Origin of the sequence: Campylobacter sp. JH23, assembly GCF_017846595.1 — a bacterium.
Classification (GTDB): Bacteria; Campylobacterota; Campylobacteria; order Campylobacterales; family Campylobacteraceae; genus Campylobacter_D; species Campylobacter_D coli.
Genome location: NZ_JAEQBP010000001.1, coordinates 120,321 through 136,970 on the forward strand (window position 1 = coordinate 120,321; position 16,650 = coordinate 136,970).

A 16,650-nucleotide genomic window follows, 5' to 3' on the forward strand; every position below is an offset into this window, starting at 1 on the left:
TTGGTATGGAAAATGTTTTTAATGCTCAAAATATTGAATTTTTAATGCAAGGTCTAGTCCTTACCCTTAAAATTGCCTTGGCGACTTGTATTATATCTATCATTTTTGGAACTTTTTTAGCTATTACTAAAAATTATGGAGATAGATTCAGCAGGTTATTAGCAACTTGTTACATTGATATATTTAGAAATACTCCATTGCTTTTATGGATGCTTGCTGCTTGTTTTGTTTTGCCATCATTTTTTCCACAAATGCCACAAGCTTTTTGGGGAACTATAGGATTTTCGCTATACACAAGTTCAGTTATGGCTGAGATTATACGTGGTGGTTTAAATTCTATTCCAAAAGGACAATTTGAAGCAGCTTATTCTCAAGGATTTAGTAAATTTTTTACTCTTTTTTATATTATTTTACCTCAAACTTTTAGAAAGGTTGTTCCGTCTTTGCTTTCTCAAATTGTTACCACTGTAAAAGATACGGCCTATTTGGCGGGTTTACAAATAGCAGAACTGACTTATAATTCTAAAAATATTTTGGCTAGACTTACGAGTTTTGATGAAATTTTAGCTACTATAGGTTTTGTTGCTGTGATTTATTTTGCTATATGCTTTTCATTATCCATGCTTGTAAGATATTATGCTAAAAAAACCGCTTATGTTTCTTAGAAAATATGTATTTTAATTAAAAGAGAATGGAATTTACAGCATTTTTTAAATTTTATTTTATTAAAATCTTATTTTAATATTATTTAGTAAAAGGTCTTTTATGCGCGGTTATAAAATTTTTTCAGGTTCGGCTAATGTAGAATTTGCAAAACAGATTTCTAAATATCTTTCTTTGCCTTTAAGTGATGCTGGAGTAAAGCGTTTTAGCGATGGAGAAATTAGCGTTCAAATTGATGAAAGCGTACGTGGTAAAGATGTTTTCATTATCCAAAGCACCTGTGTACCTACCAATGATAATTTAATGGAGCTTTTAATCTTAACAGATGCTTTGCGACGCTCAAGTGCAAATTCTATTACAGCTATTATTCCTTATTTTGGTTATGCAAGACAAGATAGAAAAGCAAATCCAAGGGTACCTATTACTGCTAAACTTGTTGCCAATTTAATCGAAGCAGCAGGGATTGATCGTGTGGCTACTATCGATCTACACGCGGGGCAAATTCAAGGTTTTTTTGATATACCTGTTGATAATCTTTATGGAAGTATAGTATTTAATGATTATATCAAAACCAAGCATTTTAAAAATGCAATTGTTGGAAGTCCTGATATAGGGGGTGTAGCAAGAGCTAGAAGTGTGGCTAAAAATTTAGGACTTGATATAGTGATAGTAGATAAAAGACGCGAAAAAGCTAATGAGAGCGAAGTTATGAATATTATCGGAGATGTTAAAGATAAAGAGGTGATTTTAGTCGATGATATTATTGATACTGCAGGTACTATTGTAAAGGCTGCTGAAGCTTTAAAAAACAAAGGTGCAAAATCCGTTATGGCTTGTTGTACTCACGCGGTTTTAAGTGGTAAAGCTTATGAAAGAATTGCTTCAGGGGCGCTCGATGAGCTTGTAGTTACTGATACCATTCCTTTAAGAGAGCAATTGCCTAATATAAAAGTTTTAAGCGTAGCTCCTGTATTTGCTGAAGTAATACGCCGCGTTTACCACAATGAAAGTGTAAATTCTCTTTTTATTTAATTTTCTATATTTTTTTAAATATCTTATATTAATATAAAATAAATCAGAACTATCTCTTTGATAGTTCTATGATTTTTTTACTTTTACTAATGACAAAAAATATTTGATAGTGCATCTTTAAATATAATAACGACTTAAAAAATAAAAGCAAACTTTTAACAAAATAAAGCAACATTCTATAAATATTTTTAACTTTAATAAAACTTGTCTTAAAAATAGTCATAAAAAATAATACAAGATTGCATGTTTATTTTTTTTGAAAATGTCACTTAAAGAAACAAAAAGAATATTTTTTTATACGATGTAAAAAAACTAAACAAACATTTTATTAAATTTATTTATAAATTTGGTATCCTTTGAAATATTTTTATTATTTTAGGAGAACTATGGCTCGTTTTGGAACTAAAATTTTATGGTTGTTTGTCGCAGCTTTAGGTGCTATTTGTTTTGCTCATTTAGCTTTACAAAATGGCGAGAGTGTATCAGCAATTTATCTAGTAGTTGCTGCTGTGTGTATCTATATGATAGGATATAGATTTTATGGACGCTTTGTAGCGTATAAGGTTTTAGAACTTGACAAAAATCGTGCTACACCTGCAGTTTTAGAAAATGATGGACGCGATTTTGTTCCTACAAATAGAACAGTTTTGTTTGGACATCATTTTGCTGCTATTGCAGGTGCTGGTCCTTTAGTGGGTCCTATTTTGGCTGCTCAGATGGGATATTTACCTTCTATGCTTTGGATTTTAGTGGGAGGTGTTTTAGCAGGTGCGGTTCATGACTTTGTTGTGCTTTTTATATCCACTCGTAGAAGAGGTAGAAGTTTAGGCGAAATTATCAAAGATGAAATGGGTAAATTTACCGGTGGTGTTGCAATGGTAGCAATTTTTGGTATCATGCTTATTATCATCGCTATTTTAGCTATGGTAGTTGTAAAAGCTCTCGCAGAGTCACCTTGGGGATTATTTACCATTGCAATGACTATTCCTATAGCAATTTTTATGGGAGTATATATGCGCTTTATTCGTCCAGGTAGAGTAGGTGAGGCTTCAGTTATAGGTTTTATACTTTTGATTCTAGCGATTCATTATGGTAGTGTTATAGCTTCTGATCCTTATTGGGCGAAAATATTCACATTAGAAGCTCCAACTTTGGCAATTATTATGATGGCTTATGGCTTTATCGCAGCTGTTTTACCTGTATGGTTTTTATTGGCTCCAAGAGATTATCTTTCTACTTTCTTAAAGATTGGTGTTATTGTTGTAATGGCTGTAGCTATTATTATCGTTGCACCTGATTTGCAAATGCCAAAAGCAAATACTCAGTATTTTGATGGAACAGGTCCTGTATTTGCGGGTGCTATTTTTCCATTTTTGTTTATAACCATTGCTTGTGGTGCTATTAGTGGTTTTCATGCTCTTATTTCAAGTGGAACTACTCCAAAAATGCTTGAAAATGAAACTCATGCTTTGCCTGTTGGATATGGCTCTATGCTTGCAGAAAGTGCTGTAGCAATTATGGCTTTAATTTGTGCTTGTATTTTACATCCTGGACTTTATTTTGCTATAAATTCAAGTTCTGCTTTAATAGGATCTGATGTTGCAAGTGCGGCGCAAGCTATTTCAAGTTGGGGATTTAGTATCACTCCTGAAGAAATTTCTACTTTAACTGCAAATATAGGAGAATACACTATACTTTCTAGAACAGGTGGGGCTCCAACTTTTGCTATAGGTGTAGCTTTAATTTTACATGAGCTTTTTGGTGGTATTGATCTAATGGCTTTTTGGTATCATTTTGCTATATTGTTTGAAGCTTTATTTATCTTAACAGCTGTGGATGCTGGAACTAGAGCTTGCCGTTTTATGGTGCAAGATATCTTAGGTAATGTCTATAAACCTTTGGGAAATATTCATAATTATCCAGCTGGACTTTTAGCAACCGCATTGAGTGTTGCAGGATGGGGATATTTTCTTTATCAAGGTGCGATTGATCCTAAAGGCGGTATTTATACCCTTTGGCCTCTCTTTGGTGTAAGCAATCAAATGCTTGCAGGTATGGCTTTACTTCTTGCTACAGCCATACTTGTAAAAATGGGCAAGGCAAAATACACTTGGGTAACTTTAATTCCTGCTACATTTGTTTTGGTAGCAACCCTATATGGAGGAATACAAAAAGTTATGCCTTACGAAGAAGGAAATAAAGTAGGAAATGCTGTAAGCCATGTGGCAGCAGTTACTATACAAAGTCAAAAAATTCAAGATTTAGAATTGAAATTAAACAATGCCAAAGATGAAAATGAAATTGCAGCAATTGAAAAAGAAATTTCCGTAGCTACTCAAAGTAAGATCGGAAATTTAATCAATGCCATTCTTTGTGTGTTTTTCATGTTGGCCACATTGCTTGTCATACTCTCTTGCATAGGAATTTGCCTAGGTAAGATTAAAATTCCACTAAAAGAAACCAAATATATTAAACTTGATGAATTTCAAAAAGTTTAAACACTACTATGAAAAAGCCGAAAGGTTTTTTCATCCCTTAGTGGGACTTTCGAGTTATGATAAGTATTTAGAACACATGAAACACAAACATCCTGAAAAAACCCCAAAAACTAGAGGAGAATTTTTCAAGGAATGTTTAGATAAAAAATATAACAGCGGCGGTTTAAATAAATGCTGATAAGCTTAACAAGGATAAAGTTTTTATCATACAAAAAATTAAGCTTTAAGTATTTGTAAATCCATGAATTTTCTTTAATTCTTCACTAATAGGCTTTTTCTTTCCTTCTCTTGTAACGCTAACATAAGTAACTAAGGCAGAGGTTACGTTTATGCAAGAAGTACAGCCTTGTGAATCCACTCTTTGAGCACTAACTTCTACTTCTACACCTATAGAAGTCTTTCCTACGCTAACAATCTTAGAATAGCAAGAAATTATATCACCTATAAAAACAGGCTCTTTAAAAACTACCTTATCCATAGATATAGTTACGACGCGTTCAGGAGAAAGTTCTCTAGCTGCTATTGCGCCTGCTAAATCAATTTGTGAAAGTATCCATCCACCAAAAATATTACCTGCGGGATTGGTATCACTTGGCATTGCAACAATTTTTAATTTTGGTTCTCCCATATCTCTCATTTTTTACTCCTTATTTTAAAAAATGAATTATAATTCAATAAAGTTAAAAAAGGAGAATAAAAGTATGAATAATTTCAAAGAATTAGCAAAACTTGTAAAAAATCGTAAAGAAAATATCAATCTTTTTTATGATCTTTTAGATTCTGAGCAATGGGGCGAGTATTTTGAGAGACTTTTAACTCTTAGTGAGTTGAAAAGAGATAAAACAACTCTTTTGGCTATATTAAGACGCTTAGTAGATCTTAAAGAGGAAAATTTGATACAGGAGTGGAAAAAAAATAATTTCAAAGAAGAAAAAATTACCAAGCTTAAGCATAAATTCTATGAAGAGATAAGAAAATTTTATGAAAAAGAGCATCAAGAGCTAATCTATGAGATCAAAGAAAGAAAAATCGTAAATGATTTTTATCAAGTTCTTATCCAAGGAGTGCATAATATAGGCTTAGTTATCAATGCTTTTGAAGTTTCTTGGACTAAAGAGATTATAGAAAAAAACAATAAAATTTTAGCAACTCAATTTCCAAATTTAAACGATGCGATGGAATTTTTACGAAAAAATCAACTCTATCAAACAACTCCAAAGGGTGATATTTGCGAAAGAAGCTATGGTGTTTTGGTAAGAATAGGAAATATGTGGAAATTTGTTCCTTATGCAAGATTTTTTGAAGATGAAATTTTAAAACTTGAATTTGCTTTTGATGATATGATTGATAAATTAAAACAAATAGCTAAAAATGAAGATGAGTTAGCTTATATAGAGTATTTTCAAAAGCTAAAACTAGCTTTTTGTGAAAAGGAAGAAGAAAAGGTTATAGGAGCGTGGCAAGAGGCTGAATTTGCATGGATGAAAGTCAAATCTCCATTACAAGTAGGTCATCCTTTAGAATACTATGAAGATAATTACACTCATGCTGTAGCTTTAGAGTGGGATATAAGAATAGAAGATGAGAGTGATTTTGATGCCTTGAAATTTTCAAAAGATATCAAGCAAAGCTTTATGCGCGTATATGAAAATATCGGAAGTCAAGATGAGCAACTTAAAAATGAAGTTTTGCATAATATTGATAAAACACAGCTTTATGTTTGCGCACCGATGATTTATTATGGAGCTGAGCTTAAGGGTTTGTTTTCTGCGCAAGTTGTTCCTAATGATGAATTTGTAAGTTCTATTGCAGGCAAAAAAATCTTTGCTTTTTTAAATTTTGTCTATGAAAATGCTAAAACAAAACCTTTTATGAGAATTGCTAGTGAAATTTTTAATAAAGATTTTTTGGATTATGGAAGAGATATTTTATTTTTCAAAGAAAAAATTTGGAAAAGAGTTTATGAGGTTTCTACTATAGGACATGAATTTGGTCATATATTTTTTATCGCTAAAGACAGTGAAAAACTTATGAATCAAAGTGGTTTTTTTAAAAATATCGAAGAATATAAGGCAACAAGTGGCGGACTTGTTAATTTCTTTTATCATGAACAAGAGGATTTGAAATTACCTGTTTTTCATGAACTTATTAAAAGAGCTGTATCTTTGATAGCTTGGCAAAGAGTTGAAGAGGTTAAGCCTTATTATACAGAAGGACTTATTCATTTATCACTATTATTTCAAAGTGGAGTTTTGAAATTTGAAAACAATAGATTAAATGTTAATTTTAATCTGGAATATTATGAAAATTTTAAAGATGCAACTTTAAAAAATTATCATGATTTAGCTAAACATTATGCTTTAAAGCTTGATGCTAAAGAATTTTTAAATCGTTTTTGTGCTTTAAAAAACGATATTTTTATGCCTCTTCATCCAGAATGCAAAGAATTTGTTCAATTCTACTATGATCTATATGAAAAAATAGGCAATGAAATTGACAATAGTGGGGAATTTGAGCGCTATAAAATGCAAAAAAAATCCTAAAAAACATGTTTTTACTTGATATTGTTTTCTAAATATGCTAGAATTAGGCGTTTCAATATAAAACAAAGGAGCTTTTATGACTAAAGCAGATTTCATTTCGCAAGTTGCTCAAACTGCTGGGCTAACAAAAAAAGATGCTACTGCTGCTACTGATGCAGTTATTTCTACTATCACTGATGTATTGGCTAAAGGTGATAGCGTTAGCTTTATAGGTTTTGGTACTTTCTCAACAGCCGAAAGAGCCGCAAGAGAAGCAAGAGTGCCAAGTACTGGTAAAACCATTAAGGTTCCTGCAACAAGAGTTGCTAAATTTAAAGTGGGTAAAAACCTTAAAGACGCTGTTGCAAAAGCTAAAAAGAAAAAATAATATTAAGGCTAGAAATTTTTCTAGCCCTGCTTAAATAAAAAATTTAAATTAATCCGACAATTTATATCCTTTATTTACTTTATTTTTATAAACTTACTTGAAGCTAAATTTTTGAAAGGTTGGTTTTATGAGAGTTTATAAAAAAGTAAATGAACTTATAGGCAATACTCCTATAATACAATTAGAGAAATTTGGTGCAAATCTTTTTGCTAAATGCGAATTTTTAAATCCAAGTCATTCAATTAAAGACAGAGCAGCTTTTGCAATGATCCAAAGCGCTTTAAATGAGGGCAAAATCGATTCTAAGACTGTTATAGTCGAAGCTACAAGCGGAAATACAGGTATTGCATTAGCAATGATTTGTGCAGATTTAGGACTTCAATTTGTTGCCACTATGCCAGAATCTATGAGTATAGAAAGACGCAAAATGATAACTCTTTTTGGAGCACAACTTGAACTAACTCCTGCAAGTTTAGGTATGAAAGGTGCAGTGGATAAAGCTAATGAAATTTTAAAAAATACCCCAAATTCTTTTATGCCATCGCAGTTTGACAATTTGGCCAATAAAAATGCACACCGCAAAACTACTGCCTTAGAAATATTAAAAGATTTGGATAATGATCTTGATATTTTTGTAGCGGGTTTTGGAACAGGTGGAACTATCAGTGGAGTTGGTGAAATTTTAAAAGAAAAATTAGGAAAAATTCATGTCGTTGCTGTAGAACCTTTAGCCTCTCCGCTACTTAGTAAGGGTGAAGCTGGAAGTCATAAGATACAAGGTATAGGTGCAAATTTTATCCCTGCTATCTTAAATAAAGATGTTATAGATGAAATCATCACAGTTAGCAATGAAGATGCTATAAATACAGCTAAAGAGCTTGCTAAAAACGGTCTTATGGTAGGAATTTCAAGTGGTGCAAATGTGTTTGCAGCAAGTGTTTTGGCTAAAAAATTTCCAGATAAAAAAATTCTTACTATGCTAAATGATACAGCTGAAAGATATCTTTCAACCGATCTTTTTGCTTAAAAATTTTATTTAGAGCTTAGAAAATTTTTAAGCTCTTTTGCAACTTCTTCAGGATTCAAATCTCTAATGATCTTTTGTAGCTTTCCGTTTTCATCGATGAGAAAAATTTCGCTACTATGCGCAACGGAATATTTCATCACAGAATCATTGATATCTATTTTTTGATATTGAACTCCATAATTTTTAGCCACTTTCTTTAAAACGCTATCATTTTTTGCAATAAGAGCGTCCGCATTGGGATAAAAATATCTTAACCATTCGTTAGTTGAAGTTAAATTACCATCTCTAGAAATATCTAAAGAAATAAAAAGAACATGAGCTTTTGGATCTTTAAGGGCTTTTAAATTTTTACCGATTAAAGAGAGAGTAGAGGGGCAAATATCAGGACAAAAAGTATAACCAAAATAAACTATAAGTTTCTTGCCCTTAAAATCCTCTAAAGTAGTTTGCTCTTTAAAGGCAGATCTTAGATTAAAGTCGTATTGGTTTTTATTTATCAAACAAAAAGCTAGTATACCCATCGCAACAAAGGCGACTGCAAATAAAAAAACCTTTTTCATCTTTTTAGATCAAAATCAAAATGAAAACCTATAGGTTTATCATCTTCAAAAACTTCAGCTCTAAAACGCATAACTTCAAGAACACATGCAGCTAAAACCAATCTTGACTCATAATCTGTTTCATTTATTTTAGTAACTCTAGGCATTATATCTCCCATAAACATATTTAAGCCATAAATTTTAATTTTTAAATTTTTATAATTTCCTAAATTTTTAATTTTTAAATTGGTGATTTCTAAGGATTGGAGAGGTTTTGGATCCATAGAAATCAAAACCTCTCTATCCTTAAAACTATAAGTGCAATTTTCGATATTTAAATCACAGCTTAGAGGTGATAAAACCTCAGTTTGACTTAAAGTCGTTCTATCTTTTAAAACATAAAAATCAAATATGATATAAAGAATTAAAAGAGATAGGCCTGAGGCCAAAATAAAAAATATTTTTTTCATTATCTATAACTTTTTTGATCCTATGTCACGAACTTCTAAACTTTGATTATTGTCAAAAGTTAAAGTCAAATTCGCTTTAGTATTTTCATCAATAGCTTGATTAAGCTTAAAAAGCATAATATGATAACTTCCAGGTTTTAACTCGGTACTAGAATGTGCTTTAACAGGTATCTCAGGAATTTGTATCATAGCTTTCATACCATGTTTATGTTCATGAGTGTGTAATTCGCTCACTTGATTGATATCAGTTTTTGCATCTATTAAAGAGATGTCCTTATCGGTATTGTTAACAATGGTAAGAAATATAGCACTATTAACAGCATTAGGTGGAGTTTGTTTAATAAATGCATCTTTGATTTCTATATCTTTAGCATAAAGACTTAATGCAAGCAAAGCGCTTAAAGTGATAATTTTTTTCATATTTTATCCTTATTATTTTAGTATTAAATAATTATTAATTATATCAAAACAAAAGAAAATAATCAATTATTTTTTTAAAAAATGAAATTTTTTATTAAATTTAATTTTGAGGCAAGATTGCACTATTGTATATTTTTTGCAAAGTAACATCAAAATCAAAGAAAAAGCCTATGGGTTTATCATTGTTTAAAAACTCAACCCTAAAGCGAGAATCATCTGTAACACTTTTTCCTGTAAAATTTATAATAATTGAATCCTTTGTGTTTGTAAATTGTGGGATAATGTTTCCTATATATGAGTTTAAACTATAAATTTTAATTTTTAAATTTGGATCAAAGGGAAAATTACTTACTTTAATGGCGGTATTTTTAAAGATTTTTATAGGTTTAGGATAAGCAGATACCAAAATTTATTTTCCTTTAAACAAAAAGGTGCAATCTTGAGAATTTAAATCACATTTTAATGGAAGGCAGGTATTGAGTTTAAACACATTATCCTTTTTTTTATCATATAAAATATAAAAGGTTAATGAAAATATAATCAGAAATATTGCTGCTATAAAAAATTTTTCATGATAATAAAACAATGCCTTTAAAATTGATTTTTTCGTGATTTGGGATATTCTACAATTATAGCATAATAAAATTTAATATAATTAATATTTTTTAAGAAAAAAAATAATATAATCACAGACATTTTTGTCAAAAAATATTATAAATACAGTTTTAAGGAAAAGCATTGCTTAAAAAGATTTTAGCATTTTACTTTATATGCATTTCAGCTCTTGGGGCTTCTGATTTGGTAAAAATTTATTTAAATCAGGGTTTAGATGCTGTAGGTGTAGCAATTGAAAAAGAATTAACAAATAAAGATTTTTGGTTAGATGAAATAGGCGATAGAAATATCTCTTTAGGATATTACAATGATGATGTTGCTATTGTGCTTACAAATAAGACAGATAAAATTCTCCGTGTTTATTCTTATAGTGATGGGAAGATTAAACAAGACTTTGAACAAAAAGCTATCATTACAGGACTTATGGGGGATAAACAAGTTGAGGGGGATTTAAAAACTCCAGTAGGCTTTTATGAACTTGGACGCAAATTTAATCCAGGGGATCCTTATTATGGTCCTTTTGCGTTTGCAACAACTTATCCTAATTTACTTGATAAAGTTCAAGGCAAAACAGGCGGAGGGATTTGGATACATGGCTATCCTTTAGATGGAACAAGATTGGATGAATTTAAAACGCGTGGTTGCATAGCCTTATTTAATGAAAATCTTGAAGAATTTGCAAAAGTAGTACAAGATAAAAAAGTATTTGCTATGACAGAGGAAAAAGAAAAAGTAAGAGCCAAAAAAGAAGATATAGCTGCTTTACTTGCAGATCTTTTTGCTTGGAAGCTAGCTTGGACAGATAGCGATATAAATACTTATTTAAATTTCTACGATGAGAAACAATTTAAGCGTTTTGATAAAATGAAATTTGAACAATTTGCTTCTATGAAAAAGTCTATTTTTTCTAGAAAAGAAGACAAAAAGATTAAATTTTCGGATATAAATATCAGCCCTTATCCGAATGTAGAAAATGAGACTATGTATAGAATTTCATTTTATGAGGATTATTATACTAAAAACTATCAATTTAAAGGGGATAAAATCTTATATGTTAAAATTGATAGCAAGGGAAAAATGAAAATCTTAGCAGAACAATAATGTCTTTAATTAAAATCAATCAAAAAGCTTATGAAAGCAATTTAAAAATTATAGCTGAAAAAATAGGTAGCTTTTCAAGATTGATTTGCGTTTTTAAAGATAATGCTTATGGGCATGGAGCAAAAATTTTAGCTCCGATTGCTAGTACTTTGGGCGTTAATTTTGTAGCAGTTAAAAATGAAAAAGAAGCTTATGAGCTCGAAGATTTTTTTGATAATATTTTAATTCTTTCTCACCATCCACATGGCAAAGAAAATTCTAAATTTATTTATGCTCTAAATGATATAGATAAAATCAATGCTTATCAAAACGATACAAGAATACATCTTAAAATAGACACAGGAATGCATCGCAATGGAGTTTGCGTTGAGGATTTAAATGAAGCTTTGTTGAAAATCAAATGTTCTGCATTGAAGCTAGAGGGTATATTTACACATTTTGCAGGTGCAGATGAAATGGATGCAAGTTTTTTTATTCAAAGGGAAAAATTTTCTAAAGCTAAAGATATTGCTAAACAAATTTATAAAAATTTGATATTTCACTCGCATAATTCCCCGGCTTTATTTAGAGCTGTAAAAATACCCGAAGATGAGCTTTGTAGAACAGGCTTAGCGCAATTTGGTTATGGTGATGAAAGTCTAAAAAAAGTTTTAAGTTTATATGCTCATAGATTAAGTCATAGAGAATTACAAATAGGTCAAAGTGTAGGTTATGGTGGAGCTTTTAGTGCGACAGAAAAAATCAAAATAGCTACCTATGATTTGGGTTATGCAGATGGTTTGTTTCGTTATGATGGCAAGGGAGATTTATTGCTAGCCAATAAACAAAAAATTTTAGGTAAAATTTCAATGGATAGTTTTTCTTGTCAAGATTTTGGAAAGGAAATATGTGTGTTTGATAATGCAGATGTTTGGGCAGATTTTTTCAATACTATCAATTATGAAATTTTAGTAAAACTCCATCCTGATATCCCAAGAGTATTGGTGTAAATATGTTTAATATTGTTTTAGTTCATCCTAGAATTCCTCAAAATACTGGCAGTATAGGTAGAATGTGTTTTAATGCGGGTTTTAAATTGCATATTGTCAAACCCATAGTTTTTGATATTTCTCAAAAAGCAGTGCGTAGAGCAGGGCTTGATTATTGGGAAAAGCTTGAGCCTGTAATTTGGGAAAGTTTAGATATCTTTCTTGAACACAATCTCATTTACAAAGATCGTTTTTTCTTTGCGACAACAAAAAGTAATAAATTTTATTTTCAAGCCAAATTTCAAGAAAATGATTTTTTATTTTTTGGTAGCGAGAGCTATGGTTTACCGATGGAATTAATGCAGCTTAACTGGGATAATGCCATTACAATCCCTATGAAAGCTTGTGGTAGAAGTTTAAATTTGGCCACAAGTGTCGGCATTGTTTCTTATGAAGCCTTGCGTCAAAATTTTGATCGTTTTAGTTTATAATCTTACTTAACTTTATATTTTTTTAAATATTTTGTAAATTATCAATATTTTTTCATAAAAAATATGCTAAAGTTGTAGCGAATTTTACTTTTTTAAAGGAGAAATATGGGTGAGCAAAATTTAACTTTAAACCCCTCAGTTCCATTCGATGAAAAGATATTAAAAATTCTCGAATATGTTCTGCCATATACTGATACTATAATGGTAGTTTTACTTATAATCTGCGGAATTTACTATAGTTTCTTAACTAGATTTGTACAATTTCGCATGTTAAAATCCGTTTTTAAAATTCTAACTGAAAGAAATGAAAACCATACCAAAGAGCACATATCTCCTTTTCAAGCTTTGATGATATCAACAGCTTCTAGGGTAGGTATAGGAAATATTGCAGGCATCTCTATCGCGATCGCTGCAGGAGGAGCGGGTGCTTTATTTTGGATGTGGTTTATGGCGTTTTTTGGTGGTGCTTCAGCTTTTGCAGAAAGCACTTTAGCACAAATTTACAAGTCTAAAGATAATACAGGAGGATTTAAAGGTGGTCCTGCTTATTATATAAAAAAAGCTTTAGGTTCTCATTTTTTTGGAGCTTTTTTTGCTTTTATTCTTATTATTACTTATGCTTATGGATTTAACGGACTTCAAAGTCAAACTATGACTTCGGCTTTTAAAGTTTATTATGATATGTTTAATCCTAATGCTACAACAGATTTTGCTTCAAGTTCTTGGCCTATGATTATTGGTATTATTTTAACCCTTTTTGGAATTTGGATGTTTTTTTCACATCATACAAAAATAGGTAAAGTAAGCTCTTTAATCGTCCCTTTTATGGCATTAGCTTATATCTTACTTGCCTTTATAGCTGTTTTGATTAATTTTGAAAAAATTCCTTCTGTAATAGTGCTTATATTTGAAAGTGCTTTTGATTTTAAAGCGATTTTGGGTGGATTTGCTGGTTCTGCTTTGGTTATAGGAATTAAAAGAGGACTCTTTTCAAATGAGGCGGGCATGGGTTCTGCTCCAAATGCTGCCGCTGCTGCTCTTACAAGTCACCCTGCAAAACAAGGTATTATACAAGCGTTTTCGGTTTTGATTGATGTTATTGTTTGTACAAGTTCAGGATTTTTGGTTCTTTTTTCTATGGCATATTTTAATGTTGGAGCCGATGGAAAACCTCTTTTAACCGCAATGCCTTTAGTACAAGAAGCAATGCGTGAATATTATGGCGGTTTTGGAGTCCATTTTATTACTATAGCTATTGTTTTATTTGCTATCACTTCTTTGATAGGGAATTACTATTATGCCCAAGCTAATGTAAAATATCTTACAAATTCCAAATTAGTCATGAATTTGTTTAGAATTACTGCTGTAGCAATGATTTTTATAGGTTCTCAAATGAATTTAAAACTTGCTTGGAGTTTAGCGGATTTAACTATGGCGTTTATGGCAGTTACAAATATTGTTTCTTTACTTCTTTTAGGGGGTATAGTCAATAAAGTATTGAAAGATTTCAACACCCAACAAGACTCTAAAATAAATCCAAAATTCAGCGCTTCAAAACTAGGTATTAAAAATGCTGAATGCTGGGACTGATTAAAAAGCCTTAATTTTAAGGCTTTTTAGTGATTTAAAACCTTATTTAAAAATTCTTTCAATCTTTCATTTTTTGGATTTTCAAATACTTCTTTAGGGCTTGCATCCACTGCAAGTTCTCCTTTATTCATGAAAAAAATGCGATTAGCGACATTTCTGGCAAAACCCATTTCATGAGTAACTACTATCATAGTAAGCCCTTCAGCGGCCAAATCCTTCATGATACTTAAAACTTCTCCTATCATTTCAGGATCAAGTGCTGAAGTAGGCTCATCAAATAAAATTACATCAGGATTCATCATCAAACTTCTTGCTATGGCAATGCGTTGCTTTTGTCCGCCTGAAAGTTTGTGCGGTATTACCTCTTTTTTATCGGATAATCCTACTTTTTTAAGTAAAATTTCAGCTTTATTTATAGCTTCATCTTCGCTTAAGATTCCTGTTTTTACTGGGGCTAAGCATAAGTTTTGCAATACATTTTTATTGGCAAAAAGATTAAAATGTTGAAATACCATGCTGACTTTTTGACGAATTTTATTAATATCAGTTTGTTCATCTAAGATATTGCGTCCTTTGATAAGAATTTCTCCACTGTCTGCAAGTTCCAAGCGGTTAATACAACGCAAAAAAGTACTTTTTCCACCCCCACTTGGACCTATGATGGATATAATATCGCCTTTGGAAATTTTGGTGCTGATATTTTTAATAACTTCTAAATTTCCATATTTTTTATTTAAATTTTTAATCTCAATCATTTTTGCTCATCCTTAACTCAAGTTTTTTAGCAAAATAACTAAAAATTTTTACACTTACATAATACACAAGTCCTGTAAAAATAAGAGGTTTTGGATTGTATAATACCGCTTGAAGGCTTTGGCTTTGCATAGTAATATCAATAACGCTTATAAATCCAACCACGGAAGTTTCTTTAAACAAAGAAATAAATTCATTAGCCAAAGCGGGTAAAATGTTTTTGGTCGCTTGTGGTAATATAATTTCTTTCATTGAAGTTTTATAATCAAGCCCCATAGCACGCGCTGCTTCCATTTGTCCTTTATCGACACTATTAATCCCGCTTCTTACGATTTCTGCTATATAAGCAGAGCTATTAAGCCCTAGGGCAAATATTGCTGCATAAAGATTATCAATAAAAGTAAAAATTACAAAAGCAAAAATCATAAGTTGTAATATTACAGGGGTTCCTCTTATAATATCAATATATTCATCTATGATAAAATTTAAGACTTTAATTTTAGAAAAGCGCAAGATAGCAAGACTAAAACCAACAACTACACCAATAATTGCCGAGCAAGCAGTAAGTAAAAGAGTGATAAAATAACTTTTTATGTAAGCTTGCGCATTTGGAGTGTATCCGTAATTTATAGCCCCATCCGCTTCTTTAATTTGTAAAATTTCAATAGGAAAAGAAAAATATCCCCAAAAAAGAATGATGGCGAAAAATACAAATATTCTTATATTTTTTTGATTCAAATCTTAACCTTTATTCAAAAATTTTTAACTTAAATTCTATAAAATTATCGTTTGATTTTTCTTTAAAGATTTGTAATAATATGATAGAATTTTAAAAAAGGTTTTGCGATATGATAGTTTTAGATTTTATTTTAATCGTAGCTTTTGTGCTTTTTATGATATTTTTGATAGTGGGATTTAACTATCAAATGAATGAAAAAGCTAAAATTCGGGAAGAAAAATTTAAAAATAAGGAGAGAAAAAAATGAGTAAAAAAGTATTGATTCCTTTGGCTCAAGGATTTGAAGAAGCTGAGTTTATAGGTATAGCAGATGTATTAAAAAGAGCTGCGGAATTAAGTGGGAATTTGGAAGTTATTATCGCTTCTTTGGATAATGAACTTTTGGTAAAAGGTGCAAATGGGATCAGCATAAAAGCGGATTGTTCTTTAGAAGCTGTAGACACTAAAAATCTCGATGCAATAGCCTTGGCGGGTGGTTTTGATGGTATGAATAATCTTAAAAATTCAAATGAAATTTTAAGTATTATTAAAAAACTACACAGTGAAGGCAAGATTGTTTCTGCAATTTGTGCTTCTCCTATAGTATTAAATGCTGCTGGAGTTTTAGAGGGTGAATTTACTTGCTATCCAAGTTGCGAAACAGGTCTTCAAGGAAATAGAGTGAATAAAGCTGTAGTTGTAAATAAAAATGTTATTACAAGTGCAGGTCCTGCAACGGCTATTTTATTTGGATTAGAGCTTGCAAAGCAACTATGCGGTGATGAAATTTATAATTCATTATATGAAGGTTTGCTTATTCCTTTAACAAAATAAGCATTTTGTTATGATAGTGTA

Annotated in this window: 20 protein-coding genes; 13 read left to right on the top strand and 7 right to left on the bottom strand. The window is 30.8% G+C overall.

The window, feature by feature from the left end; genetic code table 11:
* The first annotated feature begins 5 nt into the window (after nt 1-5).
* From KAR88_RS00600 to kcuS, 4 genes are all read left to right on the top strand, one after another.
* Complete coding sequence (locus KAR88_RS00600) at nt 6-665, top strand: amino acid ABC transporter permease (protein WP_002779603.1); 660 nt, start codon at nt 6-8, stop codon at nt 663-665.
* A 100-nt stretch (nt 666-765) separates the two neighbouring features.
* Nucleotides 766-1,695: a ribose-phosphate pyrophosphokinase gene (locus KAR88_RS00605; RefSeq protein ID WP_002779602.1), complete on the top strand. Its 930-nt coding sequence runs from the start codon at nt 766-768 to the stop codon at nt 1,693-1,695.
* Nucleotides 1,696-2,081: 386 nt separating this feature from the next.
* On the top strand, nt 2,082-4,193 hold the full coding sequence (locus tag KAR88_RS00610) for a carbon starvation CstA family protein (protein ID WP_192801218.1): 2,112 nt from the start codon (nt 2,082-2,084) through the stop codon (nt 4,191-4,193).
* Complete coding sequence (gene kcuS / locus KAR88_RS00615; RefSeq protein ID WP_002779600.1) at nt 4,174-4,371, top strand: KCU-star family selenoprotein; 198 nt, start codon at nt 4,174-4,176, stop codon at nt 4,369-4,371. Before KAR88_RS00610 ends, kcuS begins: the two co-directional genes overlap by 20 nt.
* 45 nt (nt 4,372-4,416) lie before the next feature.
* Here kcuS and KAR88_RS00620 read toward each other — a convergent pair whose 3' ends face one another.
* A complete protein-coding gene (locus KAR88_RS00620; protein WP_002781726.1) occupies nt 4,417-4,830 on the bottom strand; it encodes an acyl-CoA thioesterase in 414 nt (137 codons plus the stop codon).
* 64 nt (nt 4,831-4,894) lie between these two features.
* On the opposite strand from KAR88_RS00620, the gene ciaB reads away from it, so the two are divergent.
* The 3 genes from ciaB (at nt 4,895) to cysK (ending at nt 8,130) form a co-directional block, all read left to right on the top strand.
* Nucleotides 4,895-6,736: an invasion protein CiaB gene (gene ciaB, locus KAR88_RS00625; RefSeq protein ID WP_060785280.1), complete on the top strand. Its 1,842-nt coding sequence runs from the start codon at nt 4,895-4,897 to the stop codon at nt 6,734-6,736.
* 76 nt (nt 6,737-6,812) lie between these two features.
* Complete coding sequence (locus KAR88_RS00630; protein WP_002779597.1) at nt 6,813-7,103, top strand: HU family DNA-binding protein; 291 nt, start codon at nt 6,813-6,815, stop codon at nt 7,101-7,103.
* 127 nt (nt 7,104-7,230) lie between these two features.
* Complete coding sequence (gene cysK, locus KAR88_RS00635) at nt 7,231-8,130, top strand: cysteine synthase A (protein ID WP_002779596.1); 900 nt, start codon at nt 7,231-7,233, stop codon at nt 8,128-8,130.
* Between the two features lie 5 nt (nt 8,131-8,135).
* On the opposite strand, the gene KAR88_RS00640 is transcribed toward cysK, so the two are convergent.
* The 4 genes from KAR88_RS00640 to KAR88_RS00655 form a co-directional block, all read right to left on the bottom strand.
* Entirely contained in the window at nt 8,136-8,690 is a 555-nt protein-coding gene (locus KAR88_RS00640; protein ID WP_002779595.1) for an SCO family protein, read from the bottom strand.
* Nucleotides 8,687-9,139 carry a hypothetical protein gene (locus tag KAR88_RS00645; RefSeq protein ID WP_002779594.1) on the bottom strand — a complete coding sequence of 151 codons (453 nt, stop codon included), beginning with the start codon at nt 9,137-9,139 and terminating at the stop codon, nt 8,687-8,689. Before KAR88_RS00645 ends, KAR88_RS00640 begins: the two co-directional genes overlap by 4 nt.
* Before the next feature lie 3 nt (nt 9,140-9,142).
* Nucleotides 9,143-9,559, bottom strand: a complete 417-nt coding sequence (locus tag KAR88_RS00650) for a copper chaperone PCu(A)C (RefSeq protein WP_002779593.1) — start codon at nt 9,557-9,559, stop codon at nt 9,143-9,145.
* A gap of 100 nt (nt 9,560-9,659) precedes the next feature.
* The gene (locus KAR88_RS00655; RefSeq protein ID WP_002779592.1) at nt 9,660-9,965 is read right to left on the bottom strand and encodes a hypothetical protein; all 306 of its coding nucleotides are present in this window, start codon (nt 9,963-9,965) and stop codon (nt 9,660-9,662) included.
* Between the two features lie 332 nt (nt 9,966-10,297).
* Between KAR88_RS00655 and KAR88_RS00660 the strand changes: the two genes are divergently transcribed.
* The 4 genes from KAR88_RS00660 (at nt 10,298) to KAR88_RS00675 (ending at nt 14,324) form a co-directional block, all read left to right on the top strand.
* On the top strand, nt 10,298-11,275 hold the full coding sequence (locus tag KAR88_RS00660; protein ID WP_002784342.1) for a murein L,D-transpeptidase family protein: 978 nt from the start codon (nt 10,298-10,300) through the stop codon (nt 11,273-11,275).
* Nucleotides 11,275-12,264 (top strand): alanine racemase, encoded by a 990-nt coding sequence (locus KAR88_RS00665; RefSeq protein ID WP_002779590.1) that lies wholly within the window; start codon nt 11,275-11,277, stop codon nt 12,262-12,264. The genes KAR88_RS00660 and KAR88_RS00665 overlap by 1 nt, the downstream gene beginning before the upstream one ends.
* Before the next feature lie 2 nt (nt 12,265-12,266).
* Complete coding sequence (locus tag KAR88_RS00670; RefSeq protein WP_002786427.1) at nt 12,267-12,734, top strand: tRNA (cytidine(34)-2'-O)-methyltransferase; 468 nt, start codon at nt 12,267-12,269, stop codon at nt 12,732-12,734.
* A gap of 201 nt (nt 12,735-12,935) precedes the next feature.
* Nucleotides 12,936-14,324 carry a sodium:alanine symporter family protein gene (locus KAR88_RS00675; RefSeq protein WP_079727732.1) on the top strand — a complete coding sequence of 463 codons (1,389 nt, stop codon included), beginning with the start codon at nt 12,936-12,938 and terminating at the stop codon, nt 14,322-14,324.
* A gap of 26 nt (nt 14,325-14,350) precedes the next feature.
* On the opposite strand, the gene KAR88_RS00680 is transcribed toward KAR88_RS00675, so the two are convergent.
* On the bottom strand, nt 14,351-15,079 hold the full coding sequence (locus tag KAR88_RS00680) for an amino acid ABC transporter ATP-binding protein (protein WP_002776993.1): 729 nt from the start codon (nt 15,077-15,079) through the stop codon (nt 14,351-14,353).
* Complete coding sequence (locus KAR88_RS00685) at nt 15,072-15,815, bottom strand: amino acid ABC transporter permease (RefSeq protein WP_002776991.1); 744 nt, start codon at nt 15,813-15,815, stop codon at nt 15,072-15,074. The genes KAR88_RS00680 and KAR88_RS00685 overlap by 8 nt, the downstream gene beginning before the upstream one ends.
* A 110-nt stretch (nt 15,816-15,925) precedes the next feature.
* Between KAR88_RS00685 and KAR88_RS00690 the strand changes: the two genes are divergently transcribed.
* Entirely contained in the window at nt 15,926-16,063 is a 138-nt protein-coding gene (locus KAR88_RS00690) for a hypothetical protein (RefSeq protein ID WP_002776989.1), read from the top strand.
* Nucleotides 16,060-16,629 (top strand): DJ-1 family glyoxalase III, encoded by a 570-nt coding sequence (locus KAR88_RS00695; protein WP_002776988.1) that lies wholly within the window; start codon nt 16,060-16,062, stop codon nt 16,627-16,629. The genes KAR88_RS00690 and KAR88_RS00695 overlap by 4 nt, the downstream gene beginning before the upstream one ends.
* Nucleotides 16,630-16,650 lie beyond the last annotated feature (21 nt).

What these genes read in the sequence shown, in the direction of transcription:
- KAR88_RS00695 (WP_002776988.1), top strand. Translation starts at nt 16,060, where the DNA reads ATGAGTAAAAAAGTATTGATTCCTTTGGCTCAAGGATTTGAAGAAGCT.
- KAR88_RS00665 (WP_002779590.1), top strand. Translation starts at nt 11,275, where the DNA reads ATGTCTTTAATTAAAATCAATCAAAAAGCTTATGAAAGCAATTTAAAA.
- KAR88_RS00610 (WP_192801218.1), top strand. Translation starts at nt 2,082, where the DNA reads ATGGCTCGTTTTGGAACTAAAATTTTATGGTTGTTTGTCGCAGCTTTA.
- KAR88_RS00675 (WP_079727732.1), top strand. Translation starts at nt 12,936, where the DNA reads ATGGTAGTTTTACTTATAATCTGCGGAATTTACTATAGTTTCTTAACT.
- KAR88_RS00650 (WP_002779593.1), bottom strand. Translation starts at nt 9,559, where the DNA reads ATGAAAAAAATTATCACTTTAAGCGCTTTGCTTGCATTAAGTCTTTAT.
- KAR88_RS00600 (WP_002779603.1), top strand. Translation starts at nt 6, where the DNA reads ATGGAAAATGTTTTTAATGCTCAAAATATTGAATTTTTAATGCAAGGT.
- KAR88_RS00690 (WP_002776989.1), top strand. Translation starts at nt 15,926, where the DNA reads ATGATAGTTTTAGATTTTATTTTAATCGTAGCTTTTGTGCTTTTTATG.
- KAR88_RS00630 (WP_002779597.1), top strand. Translation starts at nt 6,813, where the DNA reads ATGACTAAAGCAGATTTCATTTCGCAAGTTGCTCAAACTGCTGGGCTA.
- KAR88_RS00640 (WP_002779595.1), bottom strand. Translation starts at nt 8,690, where the DNA reads ATGAAAAAGGTTTTTTTATTTGCAGTCGCCTTTGTTGCGATGGGTATA.
- KAR88_RS00670 (WP_002786427.1), top strand. Translation starts at nt 12,267, where the DNA reads ATGTTTAATATTGTTTTAGTTCATCCTAGAATTCCTCAAAATACTGGC.
- ciaB (WP_060785280.1), top strand. Translation starts at nt 4,895, where the DNA reads ATGAATAATTTCAAAGAATTAGCAAAACTTGTAAAAAATCGTAAAGAA.
- KAR88_RS00605 (WP_002779602.1), top strand. Translation starts at nt 766, where the DNA reads ATGCGCGGTTATAAAATTTTTTCAGGTTCGGCTAATGTAGAATTTGCA.
- KAR88_RS00645 (WP_002779594.1), bottom strand. Translation starts at nt 9,139, where the DNA reads ATGAAAAAAATATTTTTTATTTTGGCCTCAGGCCTATCTCTTTTAATT.
- KAR88_RS00680 (WP_002776993.1), bottom strand. Translation starts at nt 15,079, where the DNA reads ATGATTGAGATTAAAAATTTAAATAAAAAATATGGAAATTTAGAAGTT.
- KAR88_RS00620 (WP_002781726.1), bottom strand. Translation starts at nt 4,830, where the DNA reads ATGAGAGATATGGGAGAACCAAAATTAAAAATTGTTGCAATGCCAAGT.
- cysK (WP_002779596.1), top strand. Translation starts at nt 7,231, where the DNA reads ATGAGAGTTTATAAAAAAGTAAATGAACTTATAGGCAATACTCCTATA.
- kcuS (WP_002779600.1), top strand. Translation starts at nt 4,174, where the DNA reads ATGAATTTCAAAAAGTTTAAACACTACTATGAAAAAGCCGAAAGGTTT.